Origin of the sequence: Streptomyces sp. NPDC008121, assembly GCF_042957155.1 — a bacterium.
Classification (GTDB): domain Bacteria; phylum Actinomycetota; class Actinomycetes; order Streptomycetales; family Streptomycetaceae; genus Streptomyces.
On record NZ_JBIBHT010000002.1, the window covers coordinates 138936 to 155975 of the forward strand.

The following is a 17040-nucleotide window of genomic DNA, read 5'->3' on the forward strand; positions in this document are numbered from 1 at the left end:
GCGACGGCTCCGCGTGGAGTGTCGCGGCGCGGGTCACACGTCTTGGATGCGTCGGAAGGGCCGGTCGGCCTCCAGCTCGAAGGCGAGCTCAAGGAGCGTCCGCTCCTTGCCGGGGCGGCCGGAGAACAGGACGCCGACGGGCAGCCCGTCTTCCGTGGCGCCCGGGGCGGGCAGGGAGAGCGACGGATTGCCGACGACGTTGTTGACCGGCGTGAACGCCACATAGGCGAGGATCCGCTCGATGAGCGTCGCGTAGGGGACGTCCGGTCCGAGGTGGCCGATCGGCGGCGTGGTGTGGGCGAGCACGGGGGTCAGCACGAGGTCGAGCCCGCGGAACGCCGCCGCGTACGCCTGGCTCGTACGCTTCAGCCTCCGCAGCACGCCGGGGGTGCGCCGCCACTCCCGCACGTACGCCTCGCGCAGTCCCCGGCTGAGGCCGTCCATGCGGCGGCGGTCGAAATCGGCGCCGAGGGTGCGGCCGGTGACGCCGAGGAGGAAGGACAGCATGCCCCAGTAGACGAGGAAGTCCTCGGTGAAGCGGGAGTCCAGGTCCAGCTCGACGGGTTCCACGGTGTGCCCGAGCCGTTCGAGCGTCGTGACGGTCTCCGTGACCGCCGCCCGGGTGGCGGCGTCGGTGGGGACGCCGTTCGGGGAGTCGACGAGGAACCCGATGCGCAGCCGTCGCTGCGAGGGCCCTTCGACCAGGCCCAGGGGCGGCAGCTTCGGATTGCGCCAGTGGGTCTCGGCGGCGGCGAGGAAGGCGGCGGTGTCCCGCACGGAGCGGCTGACGATGCCGTCGGTGACGATGTCGAGCGGAAGCTGCCGGCTCTGCGCGTTCGGCACGACCCGACCCCGGGTCGGCTTGAGGCCGACGAGTCCGCAGCAGGCGGCGGGAATGCGGATCGAGCCGCCGCCGTCGTTGGCGTGCGCGATCGGCACCGCTCCGGCGGCGACGAGCGCGGCGCTGCCGCCCGACGAACCACCGGCCGAATAACCGGTGTTCCACGGGTTGCGGACCGGCTCGGCGCCCTCGTACTCCGTCGTCGGGCTGAACCCGAACTCCGGCAGCCGGGTCTTGCCGAGGACGGTGACGCCGCTGCTCAGGAGCTGCCGGGCGAACGGCGCGTGCCGGCGCGCGGCCTTCGGGGTGAAGGCCGCGCTGCCGTGGCCGGTGGGCAGGCCGAGAAAGTCGGTGTTGTCCTTGACGAAGGTCGGCACGCCGGAGAAGACGCCGCCCGCTCCCTGGGCGGGCGCCGGGGCGTCGACGTGGGTCTGGACGGCGTGGAGGCGCTCCTCCACACTCCGCACCCGCTCGGCGGCGTCCCGGGCCGCCTCGGCGGCGCCGACCTCGCCCCGGCGGATCGCCTCGGCGAGACCGACGGCGTCGTGCTCCCCCAGGGCGTCGTCCCGGAAGGCGTGCACCGTGGTCCGTTCCTCGAAAGTCGTCACCGTCTTCTCAGCCCCAGCCGTGTCGATCGTCTCTCGTCACCATGACTTACCCATAGGTAACACGCGGGGACGCGGCCGTTCAGGTGTACGGGTGAACTGCCGATCGGCGTGCCGGACTACTCCGGCTGTGTGGCGATCTGGATGAGGTTGCCGCAGGTGTCGTCGAAGACGGCGGTGGTGACGGGGCCCATCTCCTGAGGCTCCTGGAGGAAGCGCACGCCGAGGCCGCTCAGGCGCTCGTACTCCGCTGTCACGTCGTCGACGGCGAACTGGGCGAGCGGGATGCCGTCCGCGACGAGCGTGTCGCGGTAGATCTTGGCGACCGGGTGGCCGACGGGCTCCAGCAGGAGCTCGGTGCCGCCGGGGTTCTCGGGCGAGACGACGGTCAGCCACCGGTCCTTCTCGCCGATCGGGACGTCGTACTTCTTCACGAAGCCGAGGATCTCGGTGTAGAAGCGCAGGGCCTTGGCCTGGTCGTCGACGAAGACGCTGGTCATATGGATTCTCATGGGGTGCTCTCTTCCGGTCCGGGTACGTCGGTCTTGAGCCACCGCTCGGTGATCCGGCGCAGCGGGGCCGTGTTGAGGTCGTGGAATTTGTAGCGGCCCTCCCGCCTGGTTTCGACGAGCCCGGCGGCCTCCAGCACGGCGAGGTGCTGGGAGATCGCCTGGCGCGAGAGGCCGAGCCGGTGCTTCATGGTCAGTCGCGAGCAGATCTCGAACAGTGTCTGCCCGGACTTCTCGGTCAGCTCGTCGAGGATGGTGCGACGGGTCGGGTCGGCCAGGGCTTTGAACACGTCGTCGGCCACGACTCCACGATAGGCAAACATTCACTTGCCTATCAAGTCGGGAGCGCGGCGCGTCCCGGCCCGTCGCCCTCCGCCTCCCCGCCGCACCGACCGACGCCACGCCCGGATCGGCGGCGTCAGCGGTCGGCGTCGGCCCGCGCCAGGAAGGCGGTGATCGTCGCCACGAACCGCTCCGGGTCGTCGAGCCACGGGAAGTGACCGGCCTTCGGCTGGACGGCCGGCTCCGCGTACGGGAAGAGGGCGACGAGCTCGGCCAGGGCCCGGGGAGGGGCCGCCGGGTCCGCCTCGCCCGCGAGGACCAGCACCGGCGACGCGAGGCGCCCGAGCGCCGCGCGGGTGGCGTCCGGGTCGAAGGCCCCGTCGGAAGCGAAGACCGCCGCGGCCTCGGCGTTCCGCTGCCCGTCCTCGGCGGCCCGATGGGCGGCCGCCGCCGCGTCCCAGCGTCCGTACCAGAACGGTGCGACCGCCTCCCAGGCGTCGGCGGCCGCCCGACCGGCCACGATCGACTCCAGAGCGGCGAACGCGCGCGGGAACCACGGCTCGCCCTCGCGGAGCCGTGCGGCCCGGAGCCGGTCCTCGCCCGTGATCGTCACCCCGGCGGCCATGACGCTCGGCGTGATCAGCAGGAGCCGGTCGACGCGCTCCGGGTGACGGCTCGCGTAGAGCGCCGCCAGGTTCGCGCCGGCCGAATGCGCGAGGACGTCCATCCGGTCGAGCCCGAGGTGGGCGCGCAGGGCTTCCACGTCGTCGACGAGCCGGTCGCAGCGGTACGTCCCCGGGTCCGCCGGCCGCGCGGAACGCCCGGTGCCCCGCAGGTCCGGCATGATCAGCCGACGGTGGGCGGTCAGGCCGCCAAGGTCGCCGAGATAGACGGAGTCCTGCATCGGCCCGCCGGGCAGGCAGAGCAGGGCGGGGCCCTCGCCGCGCACGTGGCAGGCGAGTTCGGTTCCGTCGTACGCGGTGAAGAGTTCCATGCGGGCCAGCCTGGGCGAGGCCGCGCGACCGGCCTATCGTTGAGCCACAGCTACATGACGGGGTGGGATGGCGGTCGGGATCAGGTTCACGGCGGAGGCGGTCGCGAAGGTGCGGTTCGCCCTCTCGCCGCTGGGCGAGACGGTGCTGGCGCTGCGGATCCTCCTGGGCACGGGCGGCCACGCCGTCCATCGGCCGTGGGCGCGCCGGGCGCGTCCGACGCTCGCGGACGAGCGTGACCTGCCGCTGCTGCGAGCGCTCATCGCCGGGCCGATGCCCTCGTTCCTCTTCCCGGTGCCGGCCGAGCGGCTGCCGTCGGCGGAGGCGGAGCTGGAGCGGCTACGGGCGACGGAAGAGGGCTTCTTTCGGCGGGAGTACGGCGCGGTCCTGGGTCTGTCCGCCGAGGAGACCCCCGAACCGGCGGCGGTGCTGCCCCGGCTGGCGGAGGCGCTGCGCCGCTGCCACGACGCGCTGATCGCGCCCCAGTGGGAGCGGATGCGCGCGGTGCTGGAAGCCGACCTCGGCCGGCGGGCGCTCACGCTCGTGGACGGCGGGGTGCAGGCCCTGTTCGCCGAGCTGCACCCGGACATCGCCTGGGACGGCGACCAGTTGGTGGTGCACGGCCGGCGCACCGGACACCCGGCGCACACGGTGGACACCCGCGGGCACGGCCTGGTCCTGCTGCCCAGCGTCTTCAACTGGCCGCACGTGGGCGTCGACAAGGCACCGGTCGCGGCCGCGTCGATCCGCTACCCGGCGGTCGGCGTCGGACTGCTCTGGGAGGCGCCCCCACCGACCCTGGCGGGCCTCGCCCCGGTCCTCGGCCGTACGCGGACGGCTCTGCTCACCGCCCTGGCCGAACCCCTGACGACGCCCGCCCTGGCCGGCCGCCTCGGCATCACCCCGAGCGCGGTCTCCCAGCACCTCGGCGCGCTCCGCGGGGCGGGCCTGGTGTCGACGCAGCGCAGCGGCCGCACCGCCCTCCACCTGCGCACGGAACGGGCGACCCACCTGCTGGGCGGCGGCCCCTGACGGTGCCGGACCGGCCCTCGGCGGGCGCGCCCCGGTGGCAGGACCCGGTGGCGGGGCCCGGTGGCGGGGCCCGGGGTCCGGGTCCCGCCACGGCGGGCTTCGGTCACCGTCAGACGCGCTGCCACAGGGCGGGGACCACGGGCGGTTCCCACCCGGTCCGGGCCTGGTGGCCCTGGAGGCAGCGGTAGCTCGCGCCGCCGTACGTGACGACGGCCCCCGCCGCGTAGACCTTGCCGGCCGCCCAGGTGCCGCCCGGCTCCGGCTCGCCGGGCCCCGGGCCGGGACCGGGATCGGTACCGGTGGTCTTCAGCGTCAGGCCGTAGTTCTGCAGCAGCGGGTTCAGCGGCTGGAAGAAGGTCGTGCCTCCGCTGGAGCAGTTTCCGGATCCGCCGGAGGTCACCCCCTGCGCCTGGCTGCCCGAGATGTACGCGCCGCCGGAGTCGCCGGGCTCGGCGCAGACGGTCGTGCGGGTCACGCCCGAGATGGTGCCCTCGGGGTAGGTGACGCTGGTGTTGTGCTGTTGGATCGTGCCGCAGTGCCAGCCGGTGGTCGACCCCGAGCGGCACACCGACGCGCCGACGGGCTGCAGGACGGACCCGGTGACCTGGGTGTTCGCCCCGCCGGAGCCCTTGACGTACGGCGTGGCGGTCCAGTTGGCGTTGGTGGCGACCCAGGCCATGTCGTTGCCGGGGAAGACGGAGCCCTGGAAGCTGCCCTGGGCGACCTGGTTGTATCCGCTGGTGCTGGTGCCGGCGCGGCCGCAGTGGCCGGCGGTCGCGAAGCCCTGCGTGGTGCCCCGGGTGACGGCGAAGCCGACGGAGCAGCGGCCTCCACCGCCCATGTAGTACGCGTCGCCGCCTCGGATGTCGTACAGCGGGCGGGGTGCGGCGGAGGCACCGACGACCCGTACGAGGTCCCGGCGCACACCGGTGTCCGCGAGGAGGCGCGCGCCGGCTCCGGGCCGGACCTCTTCCATGACCAGGAGGTTGGCGCGGACGTCGACATAGCGGACCGGGGTCGCGGCGGTCGCCGCGCGGTCCAGGGACGCCCTGGCCCGTTCGAGGTCGGCCAGGCCGCGCGTCACGAGCCGGGCTTCGGCCCCGGCCGCCCGTATCGCGGCCGCGTCCGCCGCCCGGGTGGTGGCCACGGTCAGGCGGCCGGCCTCGGCGCCGTCGACCCACGCCCCGGCGAACGCGGTGCCCAGTGCCTGGCGGAGCCCGGCGGCGGTCGCCCCCGCCTCGGCTTCGTTGGCGAGCCGGGCCCGGGCCTGAGCGGGTGTCAGGCCGAGGTCCCGCTCCAGGGCGCGAAGGAGCTCCGGCCGGGCGGAGCCGGCGCCGAGCGCTTCCGCGGCGGACCGGACGCCGGCTTCTTGTCCCTGGCCCGGGGCGGCGGCCCCGGTGTCGTGCGGTCTCGGCGGCGGCGCGGCCGTGGCGGACCCGGCCTGGAGGCCGGCCAGCATCAAGCCGGCGGCGACCAGGGCGGTACACGCCGTGCGCGCGTGTCGTCGGAGCATGGGGATGTCTCCTCGGTCTCGGTGGGGGTTCTGCCGGAACCGTAGGGAGGACGGGAGGCGCGCGGCAGATGCCGTTCCTCCCCTGGCACCGCGTTATGGCTCCGTCGCTCGCCCCGATCCCGAGTCACGCGGGCGCACGTTCCGCGATCGCATCTTCCGTTGCACCGTAGCCAGCGGAATCGGCATGGCCGGTGTTCCTGTGGCACGCCAGCCCCGACTCAGAAGCAGGAGCGCACCGCAGTCTCCCAGGCGCCGGAGCTCCGGTAGTGGTTCCTGTGCCCCGCGGTGAGCACATGGTGCAGTTCGGCGCGGTGCTGGGTGTTCGTCGGCAGGTCCAATTGGTCAAGGAGAGCCAGCGCGGCGACCGGCTCCAGATCGCCGTAGAGGTCGTGGAAGCTCGTCAGAAGGCCCCTGAAGACGGCATGGTGCAGGGCAGGGATCCGCATGGCGGTGCGGTACGTCGGCTCCTTCACGGCCCAGCGCACCGGGCCTGAGCACTCCAGGACACGACGGGCTCGCCGGATCAGGGGTTCCGACCGGTCGGCCACGACGCGCTCGATGTCTCTGCCGAGTACCTCGGCGAAGGCCGTGTCCGAGGTTGTGTGGTCCTCGAACCAGTCCACCCACAGTGAGTAGGTGACGGTCTCGGCGTCCGACTCCGCCTCCAACCGCTGCCGGTAGCCGTTCCACAGCGCGTCGGCCGGCAGGGGGCCTTCCTCACTGTCGTCCGCGATTCGGATCTCATAGGTGACCCAGTATTCGTCGAGGAGGTCCAGCAGTCCGAAGGCCAGCTGAACCTGGTCGGCAGCCCCCACGTCCTCGGCGAACACATCGGCGGCATAGGAGTGCGCCACCTGGCCGGCCGTGAGCACCACGTCCGGTTTCTCGTCGCTCACCCACCCGTCGCGCACCTGAATGACACCCTGATCGGCCAGCCAGCGCCGCGCCGCCTCCCCAGCTCGCTTCTCCACTCGGGAAGTATGACTAGTCCAAGAGGGAGCTACCTGCGCGGTATTCCGTTCTTCCCTCCGGCCGGGGGACACTGCCGCGCCCACAGCGGTCCGTGTGCGTGGCGACCGGATCAGAGCCCGACCGCGTACTACAGGATTCGGCCGTCGACGGTCCCCACGAGCAAATGGTCTCGGGGCACAACGGCAAGCGACAGGGCAACCGTGGGCACGCCATCAACCTCGATATTCGTGCGCCAGAGCAGCGAGCCGTCGTCGGCGTCCAGCGCCGCGAGGGCACCGGAGCTGTAGGCCACGCAGACCGTTTCGCCGTCGGTATGGATGGCAGGGTGATCGGAGCGGTGTTCCCACTGCCGGGCGCCGCTCAGGAATCGTCGAACGACGTAGACGCCACCGGGTTGCGACTCACGTCCAGGGTGCGCGGTGCCGGCGTACACCAGGGACCGTCCGACCTCGACCGCCGGACCGCCGCAATAGTGTTCCGCTGGCTCCCAGGAGTGGGGAAGGAGCCGGCACCGTGTCCCACCGGCTCCCAAGGCGGTGACCCACGTGTCCTGACGCTCGTCCGGATCAGTGGCGACCAAGGCGTACGGGCGCCGGGGCCCCACCTCCACCAGGGTCCCGTCGAGAGCGGCCAGCACCCGGCCGTCCTCCAGCCCCTTGACATCCCATACCCGTCGACGTGCGTACCAGCGTTGACCAGCCGCCGCGGCAAGATCCGCCAGGAGGCGGCGTGCCTCACGACTGTGGTCCAACCGGACAACCGGCTCTGCAGGTGCGGCCAGTTCCTTGGAGGTGATGGCCCCCTGTCCGACGTCGTACCGGTCGGTGCGCGTGACAACGGCTGCATGCCCTTGCTCGTGCGCGAGCGGGTTGCTCGAGTCGTCGCATGGCGCGAGGAGTAGACGCAGTTCCGTCCGGCTGAGCCATTCGACCGTGAGAACTTCCCGCCCGGACGGCAATGCGGACACGATGGTGCCGGCATCCAGGCGGATGAGCAGCAGTTCACCATCCTAAGAGTGACCACCGTCGTAGCGTCCCGTTCCGACAGCCAGCAGGGGCAATGCGGGGTGAAAGGCGAGAGACCGCACGGGGTACTGAGATCGGACCAGTTGCAGGCATCGCAGGCTGTCCCGCTGGTAGATCCCTATGCGGTACCCAGTCCACGTCCAGTCTGCGGTCGGACTGCCGCTCCAGTGGAGATCCCCAAGGTCCCAACCGGCAGCGACCAACAGTGAGTGATCGTCGGCGATGGCCACTTCCGGGTGCCCCAGCTCGGCGAACGGCCCGTTGCCGAGCACGCCTTGGACGCAGGGTCTAACGGTCATGCAAGATCAGCCCCGAACGGCACCCCAAACACAGCGTGTCCGCCGCCCCCGGCGGCATCCTCACCCGCAGGCGCCGCAGGAGGTCTGTGCGCCAGGCGGCCCCGCCCATCGTAGGGATCCGCGCGCGGCCAGGCGATCCGGAACCCATGGTGGGCTGACTCGCGTACGCGTACGTGCGCACAGGTCAGTCTGCCTCACGGGCACGCAGGGCCGGCAGCGGCCCGGCAGCCTGCGCAGAGCCTCGCGGTCGCCGGCCGCCGTCGCGGCACGGCCTTTATCGCTTTTGCAGAGGGTCAGGCCGCCTTGGGTTAGACCGGCGAGCGTCTCCTGCGCGGTAGTGACCGTCGCGTCCGGATGCGGGGCAGATGACAAAGCCCGCACGTGGTCAGGCGAGAGGTGCAGCTCATAGGGCAGGCAGCAGTCAGAGCAGAGGGTCGCGACTAGCGTCCCGCACGCGCAGATCTGATTCAGTCCCCCATCGGGGGTCGCTCCGCAGCAGGCGGCGGAGGCGTGCCGCGTCGTCAACCCGCGGCAGTCGTCCGGGTTCATGACGATATTGCCTTGTGGCCCCTGCGAGACCAGTGGCTGCCCGTCGCTGTTGTAGCGAGTTCCGTGCCGTGGCATCACCGGGCCGGGTACCTCGGCAACGACGAGAGGCGGGCCGTACGGTTCCGTCTCGATCGCGTAGCAGCCGGACGGCACAGTGGCCGGCGACGGCCCCATTTCCTCCGCCTCCCACCAGGCGTAGTCGGGAGCCTCCGGCATCGCCGGCAGACGCTTCAACGGCCCTGTCAGCACAGCGCCGCAGGCAGCGCACGCGAACACGGTCCTCTCCTGCGGGGCCCTCTCGGCCATGGCGGCGTCACGCACGGCAGCCTGCTCGCTGCCCAGTTGGAGACCCGCTCCATCCTGAAGACGCTGATCATCCACTCGAGGAACCGTACTATGTTCTGTCCGGCCGATCTTGGACTGTGGGAGGATGCCATCCATGACTTGCATCCGAAGGGGCCGTGCCGCGTAGAACACCAGCTTCACTTCGGTCGCGGGAACGCGGCTGGGGAAGACCCTGGGTGCGGTATCGCGATGTCCCAGGTTTGTCGGGAGCGGCGAATGCCGCCGTCCGTGTCCTCGAACGGGAGCGATTGTCTCCGGGCATCGTGGCAGTGGCGCTGAGTGTGTGGTCCGTGCGTGTCCACGGCACCAAGCGCCGGTGGAGGCAATGGGAGGCTGAGTTCACCTGTCCGTGCTGCGGTGCGGGGTGGGCCCGGGACAAGCTGCGAGACGCTCTGTACATGCTTCCGTCAGGGGCCGCCGGCGAACTACGGGTGCAGGTGGAGCGCCTGGACATGGTGCTCCTTGGGCGAACGCATCACGAGTCGATGGCAGACCCGGAGTTGGCGTGGTGGCATCGCAGGTGCTGACCGCACCCACGCCTCCCACTGATTTATCGGCTCTTGTATGACTCGCCGGGGGGGATCTGACAGAGGCGGAGTGGCGACGACTGGAGCCGCTTCTGCGACAGGCAATAACCGATGTGGGCGGTGACATGATCATCGCCAGGTGGTCAACGGCATCCTGCCCCACGTACGGACTGGGGTGCAGTAGCGTGACGTGCCTGAACGCTGTAGGCCGTGGAAGACCGTCTACGAACGGCATCGGCGCTGCGCCGACGGAACCTGGGAACGGTTGCTTCAGCGCATGCAGGCCCAGGCCGATGCCGCCGGTGGGATCGACTGTGACGTCTCGGTTGACTCCACCGCAATCCGCGCCCACTAACATGCGGCCGGAGCCCGGAAGGGGCCACCCCCGCCGCGTCAAAAGAGGCGGCGGCCGTGACACACCAGAGCGAGGAATATGATTCGCGCTCCTGGAGGCGCCGGCAGCCACATCACCTGATCGTCGACCGGCACAGCATCCCGCTCACGGTGTCGCTGACCGGTGAGAACCGGCACGATGACACCCAGCTCATGCGGCTACTGGATGCCATTCCCTGCATCCGCGGCCTGCGCGGCCGTCGCCGCCATCGCCCCCGGCCGCTGTTCGCCGACCGCGGCTACGACTTCGACAAGTACCGCCGACTCCTGCGCAGCCGAGGGATTCCCCGAAGATCGCCCGACGCGGCACCCCGCACGGCTCCGGACTGGGCAAGACCCACTGGGTGGTAGAAGGCGCCTTCGCCTGGCCTTACAGGCCAAGCGCCTCCGCAACCGGTACGAGATATGAGCCGACCTGCACCAGGGCCTCCTCGAACTCGCCTGCAGCATCATCTACTTGAGACGGCTCCGTGCCGCAATCTGAAACGATCGGCTAGTCCGATTGTTTGTCGCGTAAGCCCGATCCTGCCTGTCAGGCAGTTCGATTTGGGCGTTAGCCTCGGCGCATGATTCCTGTGCTGCCTCCGAAGGTGATCACGCGCCATCGCGACGGGGCGATCCATGCGTACTTTACGACGACGTCCGAAACACCGGGCACGCTGGAGCCCGTCACGGTGTTCCACCCCCGGCCCGGCGACGAGGTCGTGGAGTCAGCGGTCTGGCCCAATCTGGAGCGCGTCGTGTACACGACGCTGCATAACGTCGTATGCCTCACACGGGCTGGTGACCTGGTGTGGACATCGACCTTCGAACCGCACTCGGATCAGCCCCACGGCCACCGTCCTGGCTGTGCACTGTCGCTGGACGGCCGAAGTGTGTGGGTCTACCGGCCCGATGCGATGGCAGGACGTGGGGGCGGGGACCGGTGGGTCATGTACGAAGCCGACAGCGGGGCGGTGATTGCTTGCAGCGAGCTGGACACAGCAGGGCACGGTGCCGTCCACCACGTGCACCCGGTGGACGGCAGTATCTACCTCGACATCGGTGAGGGCCAGGACGGCTCCGTCACTCTCAGAGCTACGACCGGTACCGGCGGCGAGCCGGAATTCGTGGCCTACCCGTGGGGTGACCGGTGCCTTGTTGACCTTTCGCCGGATGGGGAGCAGTTCATGACTGTCGACCACGGCCAAGCGGATGTTGCCTTCCACCAACACCCCAGCGGAGACGTGCTCTTCACCGTGCCTGTCGAAGCCTTTGGGTACGACCCGGAGGAGACGTTCGTGGAATGGAGCGGCGGCTACCTGACTCCGGACCTGGCCGTTGTCACCTTGGGCGGTGCGGACCAGAACGAGGAGGAGTGGTTCCGGTACCACCTGATCAACGTGCGCACAGGCACGCTCGAGGGCGAGATCGCCGTCGAGACGACCAACCCGTACGAAGTGGTGCCTCTCGGCAACGGCTCCTGGCTCACCGGGGGCCCCGAGGGCAACCCCGTCCGCTGGTCGCGCGTTCCCTTGGCTCCCGCACCGCCGCAACTAAGAGGTTGAAAGGACGGAGTTGCCACTGATCCAGGCAGCGCTGTCGGGCAGAGCACCGTAGTTGTCCATCGGTGCCCACTACGGCGCTCCTTACCTGTTGACGGGCTGATTCCGGTCCTTCGTACGATCGGGAGACCCAGGGGCCTGGGCGGGGGCTTTAGCGCGCTCATGGCGTAGGTGTGGCTTTAGCTGATCGGCCGCCTAGTGCCCCGCGACGAGACGGCCACTCATTGGGTGGAACGAACCAAGATCGCTTCGTAAGGACACGTCGGCGTGGTCGTCTGCAGGGCCCAGTCAACCGATCGACGAGGGAGGCTCGGGTGCCCGAGCTCTGTGCGGGGACGGGCACCGGCAAGGCCTCGCATCGCACGGTGATCGACACGGACGGGACGAAGGTGCTTACGCGCCGGGTGCCCAACAACGAGCCCGAGCCTCTGGGAGCTGGTCTGCGACGTCCTGCCCCAAGAGTCGGTGGCGAAGGCGAAGAAGTCCCGCGGCGAGAGCTCCAGCGGCGACGCGACGGTGCACGAGATGCCGAAGCCGAGGATGGCCTCCCGCAACGCGAGTCTCCTGAGTCAGGGGCGTGTCCTGACGTCGTCGCCCGGGGTTGATCCCTGTGTGGAGACTGACGAGCCGGTGCCCGGCGACTGCCTCGACGAGCCCCACCAGCCCCGCCTGACGCCTAGGAGGCGCGGGCTGCTGTCGGGTACATGAGCCTGCTGGAAACGCTCGACCCACGCCCCTGGGTCAGGTCGCCGGGCAGCTCCCCTCCGACCTGGCCCGCCAGCTCCCCGCCGGGTAGCCGGCAGGTCGCGGGGAGCGGTCAGCGGGGCGGGCTGAATACCTCGACGGCGCCCGGCCCCTCCGCCTGGGGCGGATTGCAGGATCGTTGCCAGACAGGTGAAACGGTCAGTGCTGCCAGTCGGTTTCGCCGCCTGGGCCTGTCAGCACTGGTTCGAGTCCTGAGCCGGTGAGGCTCCAGGACTCGTAGTCAGGGTCTGGATTGCTGCTGAGTCGAGTGCCGTCGTCAAAGTCGATGGACAGGCCGCCGAGCCTCGCGGAACGGCCAGCGTTTCCACAAGATCGGAATCCGCCTCAGAAGAACCGCTCCACCGCACTGTTCACCCTCGCCGCTGAACTGCCCGCCGCCGTCCTCGCCCGGGTACTCGGCGTCCGCATCCAAGTAGCCGTCAATGGCAGAATGCATCAGCCGGCGACTGGACCTCTTACGCCGCCGATGCGCGTCCCGGAGAACCAATGAAGCTACCCATCACCATCCATCAAGCACGGCTCGGATCCACGGAATTCAAGGTCATCCGACCAGCCCAGCCCCTGGTCCACGCCGTGCTCATCGACCACGATCGGCACCTGGACACCTATCTCGGTCAGGACGCCGCCCAGCGAATGGGTGGGCTATGGAAGCTCGCTGCCTCTTCACCGCGCTCGCTGGTCCATCTGCCGATGCGGGGGAATCGTGGCCCCTCCCGCGAGCTGCCAGAAGACAGCACACGGCAGCTTGATCTCGTGCTGCTGCACCACTCGCTCCAGTTCGCCCCCTCACGCTGGAAGGAAATACGAGGACGGCTCGGCCGCGGGCGTCAGCAGACCGTGACGCTGCCCGGCCCAGGGCACACCGACGAAGCCGTGATTGATCACGAGGCACGGCACTACAAGGAGAACCGGGATCTGTTCCACCAGCATCTCCATGCCGAGACCCTGTTCATGACCGGAAGCGCGAAGGTGTTCAAGGACTCCGCCCGGCACTTCTTCGACGTCGCCCGAAACGGCCCCGGATACGTCCCCGTCCATCCGAGCTACCCGCACTTCTGCACCGAGCTCCACTCCAACGACGGCATTCTCGGCAACGCGCGCGAGATCCACATCGAATACTGCGACCAGTGGGACTCATGACTCTGGCCGACAAGGCCCGACGTAGCATCCAGGACGCCTCTGACCAGGCAGGAACCCGCTGGCACTACGCTTTCTGGATCCAGAACGAGCTGACTGGTCGGCGACCTGACCAGCCACCCCGCCGGGGGGCCACAGCTCGCCAGGAGTGGATCGCCGAACTCGGACTTTGGTACGACGAGCCGACCGACCTCGCCGACTGGGATTCAGTCATCGGGCCCCTCGCCGCGCAGATCGAGGCCCGCTTCCACCAGACCTGCTGCCAGCTCGCCCGAGCCCTCCACACGACCGGCGTCATCGCAAGGTCTATCGGCCGAACCGTGCACGGCGTCGCCCGTGAGCAGGCTGGCGTCGGCGGGAAAAGTCACTTCGCGCCGGTCGCACGGCCCGCGCTGCGGGTCAGTGCCTCGCTATGGGCGTCCCGGGCGTGCTGGAGGACGGTGGGGGCCCGGCCGGCCGCGCGGCCTTCGGGGTGCCAGCCCAGCAGGTGGCGCCAGACGAGCGGGGCCCCGGCCAGCGGGCGGGTCACGAGGCCGGGGGTGGCGGGGAAGGTGGCGCGGCAGAGGCCGACGGCGCGGCCGACTTGCACCAGGTGGACGCAGGACGCGGTGTCCGTCTCGTAGACCCGGGCCGGGGTGAAGCCCGCCCGTACGCACGCGGCGGCGAAGCAGTCCCCGAAGCAGCCGTCACCCGGCACGTCGGTCCACGCCTCCCCGGCCAGTTCGGCCAGCGGGAGTTCGGTCCTGCGGGCCAGCGGGTGGGCGGTGGGAAGCATCACGTACACCGGATCGCGCGCGACCTCCGCCCAGGCCAGCCGGTCCGCGTCGAAGGGGCCGCTCTCGCCGCAGACCCCGAGGAGGGCGAAGTCGAGCCGCCCCACGGCCACTCCCCGCGCGATCTCCCGTTCCGACCAGGACGTGTGCGTGCTGACCGACGCCTCGGGCTCGGTCCGCGCGAGCCGGTCGACCAGCCCGCCGAGCAGCGGTCCGTGCGTGCCGCCGAGGCGGTAGCCGTCCGCCCCGTCCCGGGCGAACCGCACCGCCTCCTCCTGCAGTTCGCAGACGGCGGGGAGCACCACCCGGGCCCGGTCGAGCACCAGGTCGCCGAGGGCGGTGGCCCGCACCCCCTCCCGTCCGCGCTCGAACAGCACCCCGCCGAGCGCCCGCTCGATCCGTTTGAGCTGGGCACTGAGCGCGGGCTGCGCCAGGCCGAGCGCGGTGGCGGCGCGGGTGAGACTGCCGGCCTCCGCGATGGCCCGGATCGTCTTGAGGTGCCGCAGCTCCAAATCCATACGCAGAGCTTGACCCCGCTCCCCCCATAGGTCCAGACCAAATGCGCGGTCGGACGATCGGCGTGCAGAGAGCGCGCCTGCCCGGGCGGTGGGATACCGCCGAGGGCGGGGGCGTCAACGCCAGTTGGGGTGTCCCTCGGCGGTGGTGCCGGCGGTCAGCGAGCGCGGTTCGGTGCCGTCCCGGCGGACGGCCCAGATCCAGGGCTGCTCGTAGGGCCCACGGACGAAGGCGAGCCAGGCGCCGTCCGGGGACCACGTCGGGTCCATCTCGTGGACGCCGGTCGCCACCACGGCGCGGTCGCCCGTGCCGTCGGCGGCGACCACGTGGATGTCGCCCTGCGAGCCCTTGCCGTACCGGCCCGCGGTGTAGGCGAACGAGCGCCCGTCGGGCGACCAGACCGGGTCCAGCGCCTGGTGCGGCAGCCGGGTCACCTGCCGGGGGGCGGTGCCCGGGGCGGCCGGATCCACCACGTGGATCTGCCAGTTGCCCTTGCCGGCCTCCAGACAGACGGCGATCCGCTTGCCGTCCGGCGACCAGGCGGGGTCCTCGACGCGCGCGGTTCCGGTGGTCACCTGCTCGGCGGTCCCGGTGGCGAGGTCGATCGTGAACAGCTGCTGGACGCCGTTCGCCTTCCGGAGCACCGCGAGCCGCGTGCCGTCGGGTGACCAGGAGACCCGGCCGCCGGCGATGGACGCGCGCCGCCGCGGCTCGCTGCCGTCGGCGCGCGCCGTCCAGACGGCCTGGCCTTCCGGGGTGATCCGCGTGTAGGCGATGAAGCGCCGGTCCGGGGACCACTGCGGCAGGACCGAGCAGGTGTCGTCGTCGGCGATCAGACGGACGGGCGCGTCGGCCCCCGGGTCGCGGCGGGCGATGACGCCGTGACACGTGCCCGGCCAGCCCGGGGCGGTGTCCTGGCGGATCAGCATCGGCTGCGTGGGGAAGGGGGCGGGGGTCGCGGAGGGGGACGGTCCGCCGGTTCCGGCGCCCTTGTCGCTCCGCCCCGCCTGGCCGTACCAGGGCTGCCAGACCAGTACCCCGGCCGTGGCCAGCGCCACGACCACGCCGACCACGACCGGACCGACCCGGCGCCGACCCGTCCGCCGCTGTCCGGCGGGTCCGTCGACGGTCCGTACGGGCTCGGCCGGCAGAGCGTCGGTCCGCGGAGCCTCGACCCGCACGGACTCGTTCCCGGCCGGTCCGGGAACGGTCCGTTCGGCGACGCTCGAGGCGGAAGCGGTCGGTACGGTAACTGTCGGTGCGGCAGCGCTCCGGCCGGAAGGGGCCATCGCTTTGGGAGCGGGCGCTCCGTGCCCTGTCGGTACGGGTCCGGCCGCTCCGTTCTCCGTCGGTACGGGCTCGGCCGGCTCGGATTCCTGCCGTACGGGCCCCGGCCGTGCCGTCTCCGGACGCGGCGGCCCGGTCCGTACGGGTGCGGCGGCCGCGAGGGAGGCGCGCGGGTCCTGCGGGGCGACCGGCGTCCGCGCATCCTCCGGGGCGGCGGGCGTCCGCGGGTCGACGGGCGCCGGATCGCGCCGGGGCAGCAGCGCCGTGGCCGCGTCCGGGAGCCAGTCGCCGCCGTCCCGGTGCCGGACCGTCAGACGCCGGAGGCAGTCCGTCGGGGTGGGCCGGGCCGCCGGGTCCTTGGACAGGCAGTCGGCGACCAGCTCCCGCAGCGCGTCGGGCACGGCGGTCAGGTCAGGGTCCTCGTGGACGACCTGGTACAGACGGGCCGCGGACGGCCCGTCGCCGAACGGCGAGCCGCCCGCGGCCTGCGCGAGCACCACACCCAGCGCGAAGACGTCGACGGCCGGGGTGACCGTGCCCCGGGTGAGCTGCTCGGGAGAGAGGAAGCCGGGGGTGCCCACCTGGAACCCGGTGCGCGTCAGCGTCGTCCCGTCGAGGGCACGCGCGATGCCGAAGTCGATGACCCGGGGGCCGTCCTCGGCGACGATGATGTTCGCCGGCTTGAGGTCGCGGTGGATCACACCGGCCCGGTGGATCGCCTCCAGGGCCTCGGCGAGCCCGGCGGCCAGGACGGTGAGGGTGTCCTCCGGCAGGGAGCCGACGCGCGCGAGGACGGCGGCCAGCGTGGGGCCCGGCACGAACGCGGTCACCAGCCAGGCCGGGTCGCCCTCGGGATCGGCGTCCACCACCGAGGCCGTGTGGAAGCCGCCCACCCGGCGCGCGGCCGCCACCTCGTCGGCGAACCGGCGCCGGAAGCCGGGTTCGGTGCTCAGCTCGGGCCGTACGACCTTCACGGCCACCGCGCGCCCCGAGGGGGAACGGCCGAGGTAGACCACGCCCATGCCACCCTGGCCGAGCCGGTGGGTCAGCTGGTATCTGCCGTCGCCGACCGAGGTGGGATCCCCCGGTTCCAGTGGCTTCATGCGTATGTCCCCCGTTCCGCCCCCTTCACGA

Annotated in this window: 14 protein-coding genes and 1 pseudogene; 4 read left to right on the forward strand and 11 right to left on the reverse strand. The window is 71.3% G+C overall.

Annotated features, from left to right (window positions below):
* Window positions 1-33: 33 nt before the first annotated feature.
* The 4 genes from ACFZBD_RS06275 to ACFZBD_RS06290 all read right to left on the reverse strand — a co-directional run bounded on the left by ACFZBD_RS06275 (window position 34) and on the right by ACFZBD_RS06290 (window position 3231).
* On the reverse strand, window positions 34-1449 hold the full coding sequence (locus tag ACFZBD_RS06275; protein ID WP_391136356.1) for an amidase: 1416 nt from the start codon (window positions 1447-1449) through the stop codon (window positions 34-36).
* A gap of 116 nt (window positions 1450-1565) precedes the next feature.
* Window positions 1566-1958, reverse strand: coding sequence for a VOC family protein (locus tag ACFZBD_RS06280; RefSeq protein WP_391136359.1), 393 nt, complete (start codon window positions 1956-1958; stop codon window positions 1566-1568).
* Window positions 1955-2257, reverse strand: coding sequence for a metalloregulator ArsR/SmtB family transcription factor (locus tag ACFZBD_RS06285; RefSeq protein ID WP_391136362.1), 303 nt, complete (start codon window positions 2255-2257; stop codon window positions 1955-1957). The genes ACFZBD_RS06280 and ACFZBD_RS06285 overlap by 4 nt, the downstream gene beginning before the upstream one ends.
* 116 nt (window positions 2258-2373) lie before the next feature.
* On the reverse strand, window positions 2374-3231 hold the full coding sequence (locus ACFZBD_RS06290) for an alpha/beta fold hydrolase (protein WP_391136365.1): 858 nt from the start codon (window positions 3229-3231) through the stop codon (window positions 2374-2376).
* Window positions 3232-3298: 67 nt separating this feature from the next.
* Here ACFZBD_RS06290 and ACFZBD_RS06295 point away from each other — a divergent pair, with 67 nt between their 5' ends.
* Window positions 3299-4261, forward strand: coding sequence for a DUF5937 family protein (locus ACFZBD_RS06295; RefSeq protein WP_391136368.1), 963 nt, complete (start codon window positions 3299-3301; stop codon window positions 4259-4261).
* Window positions 4262-4370: 109 nt separating this feature from the next.
* Here ACFZBD_RS06295 and ACFZBD_RS06300 read toward each other — a convergent pair whose 3' ends face one another.
* The 3 genes from ACFZBD_RS06300 to ACFZBD_RS06310 form a co-directional block, all read right to left on the reverse strand.
* A complete protein-coding gene (locus ACFZBD_RS06300) occupies window positions 4371-5774 on the reverse strand; it encodes a carbohydrate-binding protein (protein ID WP_391136371.1) in 1404 nt (467 codons plus the stop codon).
* A 218-nt stretch (window positions 5775-5992) separates the two neighbouring features.
* Window positions 5993-6745 (reverse strand): hypothetical protein, encoded by a 753-nt coding sequence (locus tag ACFZBD_RS06305; RefSeq protein WP_391136374.1) that lies wholly within the window; start codon window positions 6743-6745, stop codon window positions 5993-5995.
* A 128-nt stretch (window positions 6746-6873) separates the two neighbouring features.
* The gene (locus ACFZBD_RS06310) at window positions 6874-7713 is read right to left on the reverse strand and encodes a PQQ-binding-like beta-propeller repeat protein (RefSeq protein ID WP_391136377.1); all 840 of its coding nucleotides are present in this window, start codon (window positions 7711-7713) and stop codon (window positions 6874-6876) included.
* Between the two features lie 2237 nt (window positions 7714-9950).
* Here ACFZBD_RS06310 and ACFZBD_RS06315 point away from each other — a divergent pair.
* Both ACFZBD_RS06315 and ACFZBD_RS06320 read left to right on the forward strand, forming a co-directional pair.
* Window positions 9951-10368, forward strand: a pseudogene (locus tag ACFZBD_RS06315) (transposase); the annotation flags it as partial.
* An 82-nt stretch (window positions 10369-10450) separates the two neighbouring features.
* The gene (locus ACFZBD_RS06320) at window positions 10451-11431 is read left to right on the forward strand and encodes a hypothetical protein (protein WP_391136380.1); all 981 of its coding nucleotides are present in this window, start codon (window positions 10451-10453) and stop codon (window positions 11429-11431) included.
* A gap of 900 nt (window positions 11432-12331) precedes the next feature.
* On the opposite strand, the gene ACFZBD_RS06325 is transcribed toward ACFZBD_RS06320, so the two are convergent.
* Window positions 12332-12466: a DUF6188 family protein gene (locus ACFZBD_RS06325; RefSeq protein WP_391138489.1), complete on the reverse strand. Its 135-nt coding sequence runs from the start codon at window positions 12464-12466 to the stop codon at window positions 12332-12334.
* A 213-nt stretch (window positions 12467-12679) separates the two neighbouring features.
* Here ACFZBD_RS06325 and ACFZBD_RS06330 point away from each other — a divergent pair, with 213 nt between their 5' ends.
* A complete protein-coding gene (locus ACFZBD_RS06330; protein WP_391136382.1) occupies window positions 12680-13333 on the forward strand; it encodes a hypothetical protein in 654 nt (217 codons plus the stop codon).
* Between the two features lie 203 nt (window positions 13334-13536).
* Here ACFZBD_RS06330 and ACFZBD_RS06335 read toward each other — a convergent pair whose 3' ends face one another.
* The 3 genes from ACFZBD_RS06335 to ACFZBD_RS06345 all read right to left on the reverse strand — a co-directional run bounded on the left by ACFZBD_RS06335 (window position 13537) and on the right by ACFZBD_RS06345 (window position 17009).
* Window positions 13537-13698 (reverse strand): hypothetical protein, encoded by a 162-nt coding sequence (locus tag ACFZBD_RS06335; RefSeq protein ID WP_391136385.1) that lies wholly within the window; start codon window positions 13696-13698, stop codon window positions 13537-13539.
* A complete protein-coding gene (locus tag ACFZBD_RS06340) occupies window positions 13695-14621 on the reverse strand; it encodes a LysR substrate-binding domain-containing protein (RefSeq protein WP_391136387.1) in 927 nt (308 codons plus the stop codon). The genes ACFZBD_RS06335 and ACFZBD_RS06340 overlap by 4 nt, the downstream gene beginning before the upstream one ends.
* Window positions 14622-14735: 114 nt before the next feature.
* Window positions 14736-17009: a protein kinase gene (locus ACFZBD_RS06345; protein WP_391136391.1), complete on the reverse strand. Its 2274-nt coding sequence runs from the start codon at window positions 17007-17009 to the stop codon at window positions 14736-14738.
* Window positions 17010-17040 lie beyond the last annotated feature (31 nt).

Excerpts from the sequence above, each read along its gene's own strand:
- ACFZBD_RS06295 (WP_391136368.1), top strand. The coding sequence starts at position 3,299 with ATGGCGGTCGGGATCAGGTTCACGGCGGAGGCGGTCGCGAAGGTGCGG.
- ACFZBD_RS06280 (WP_391136359.1), bottom strand. The coding sequence starts at position 1,958 with ATGAGAATCCATATGACCAGCGTCTTCGTCGACGACCAGGCCAAGGCC.
- ACFZBD_RS06330 (WP_391136382.1), top strand. The coding sequence starts at position 12,680 with ATGAAGCTACCCATCACCATCCATCAAGCACGGCTCGGATCCACGGAA.
- ACFZBD_RS06290 (WP_391136365.1), bottom strand. The coding sequence starts at position 3,231 with ATGGAACTCTTCACCGCGTACGACGGAACCGAACTCGCCTGCCACGTG.
- ACFZBD_RS06320 (WP_391136380.1), top strand. The coding sequence starts at position 10,451 with ATGATTCCTGTGCTGCCTCCGAAGGTGATCACGCGCCATCGCGACGGG.
- ACFZBD_RS06345 (WP_391136391.1), bottom strand. The coding sequence starts at position 17,009 with ATGAAGCCACTGGAACCGGGGGATCCCACCTCGGTCGGCGACGGCAGA.
- ACFZBD_RS06300 (WP_391136371.1), bottom strand. The coding sequence starts at position 5,774 with ATGCTCCGACGACACGCGCGCACGGCGTGTACCGCCCTGGTCGCCGCC.
- ACFZBD_RS06340 (WP_391136387.1), bottom strand. The coding sequence starts at position 14,621 with ATGGATTTGGAGCTGCGGCACCTCAAGACGATCCGGGCCATCGCGGAG.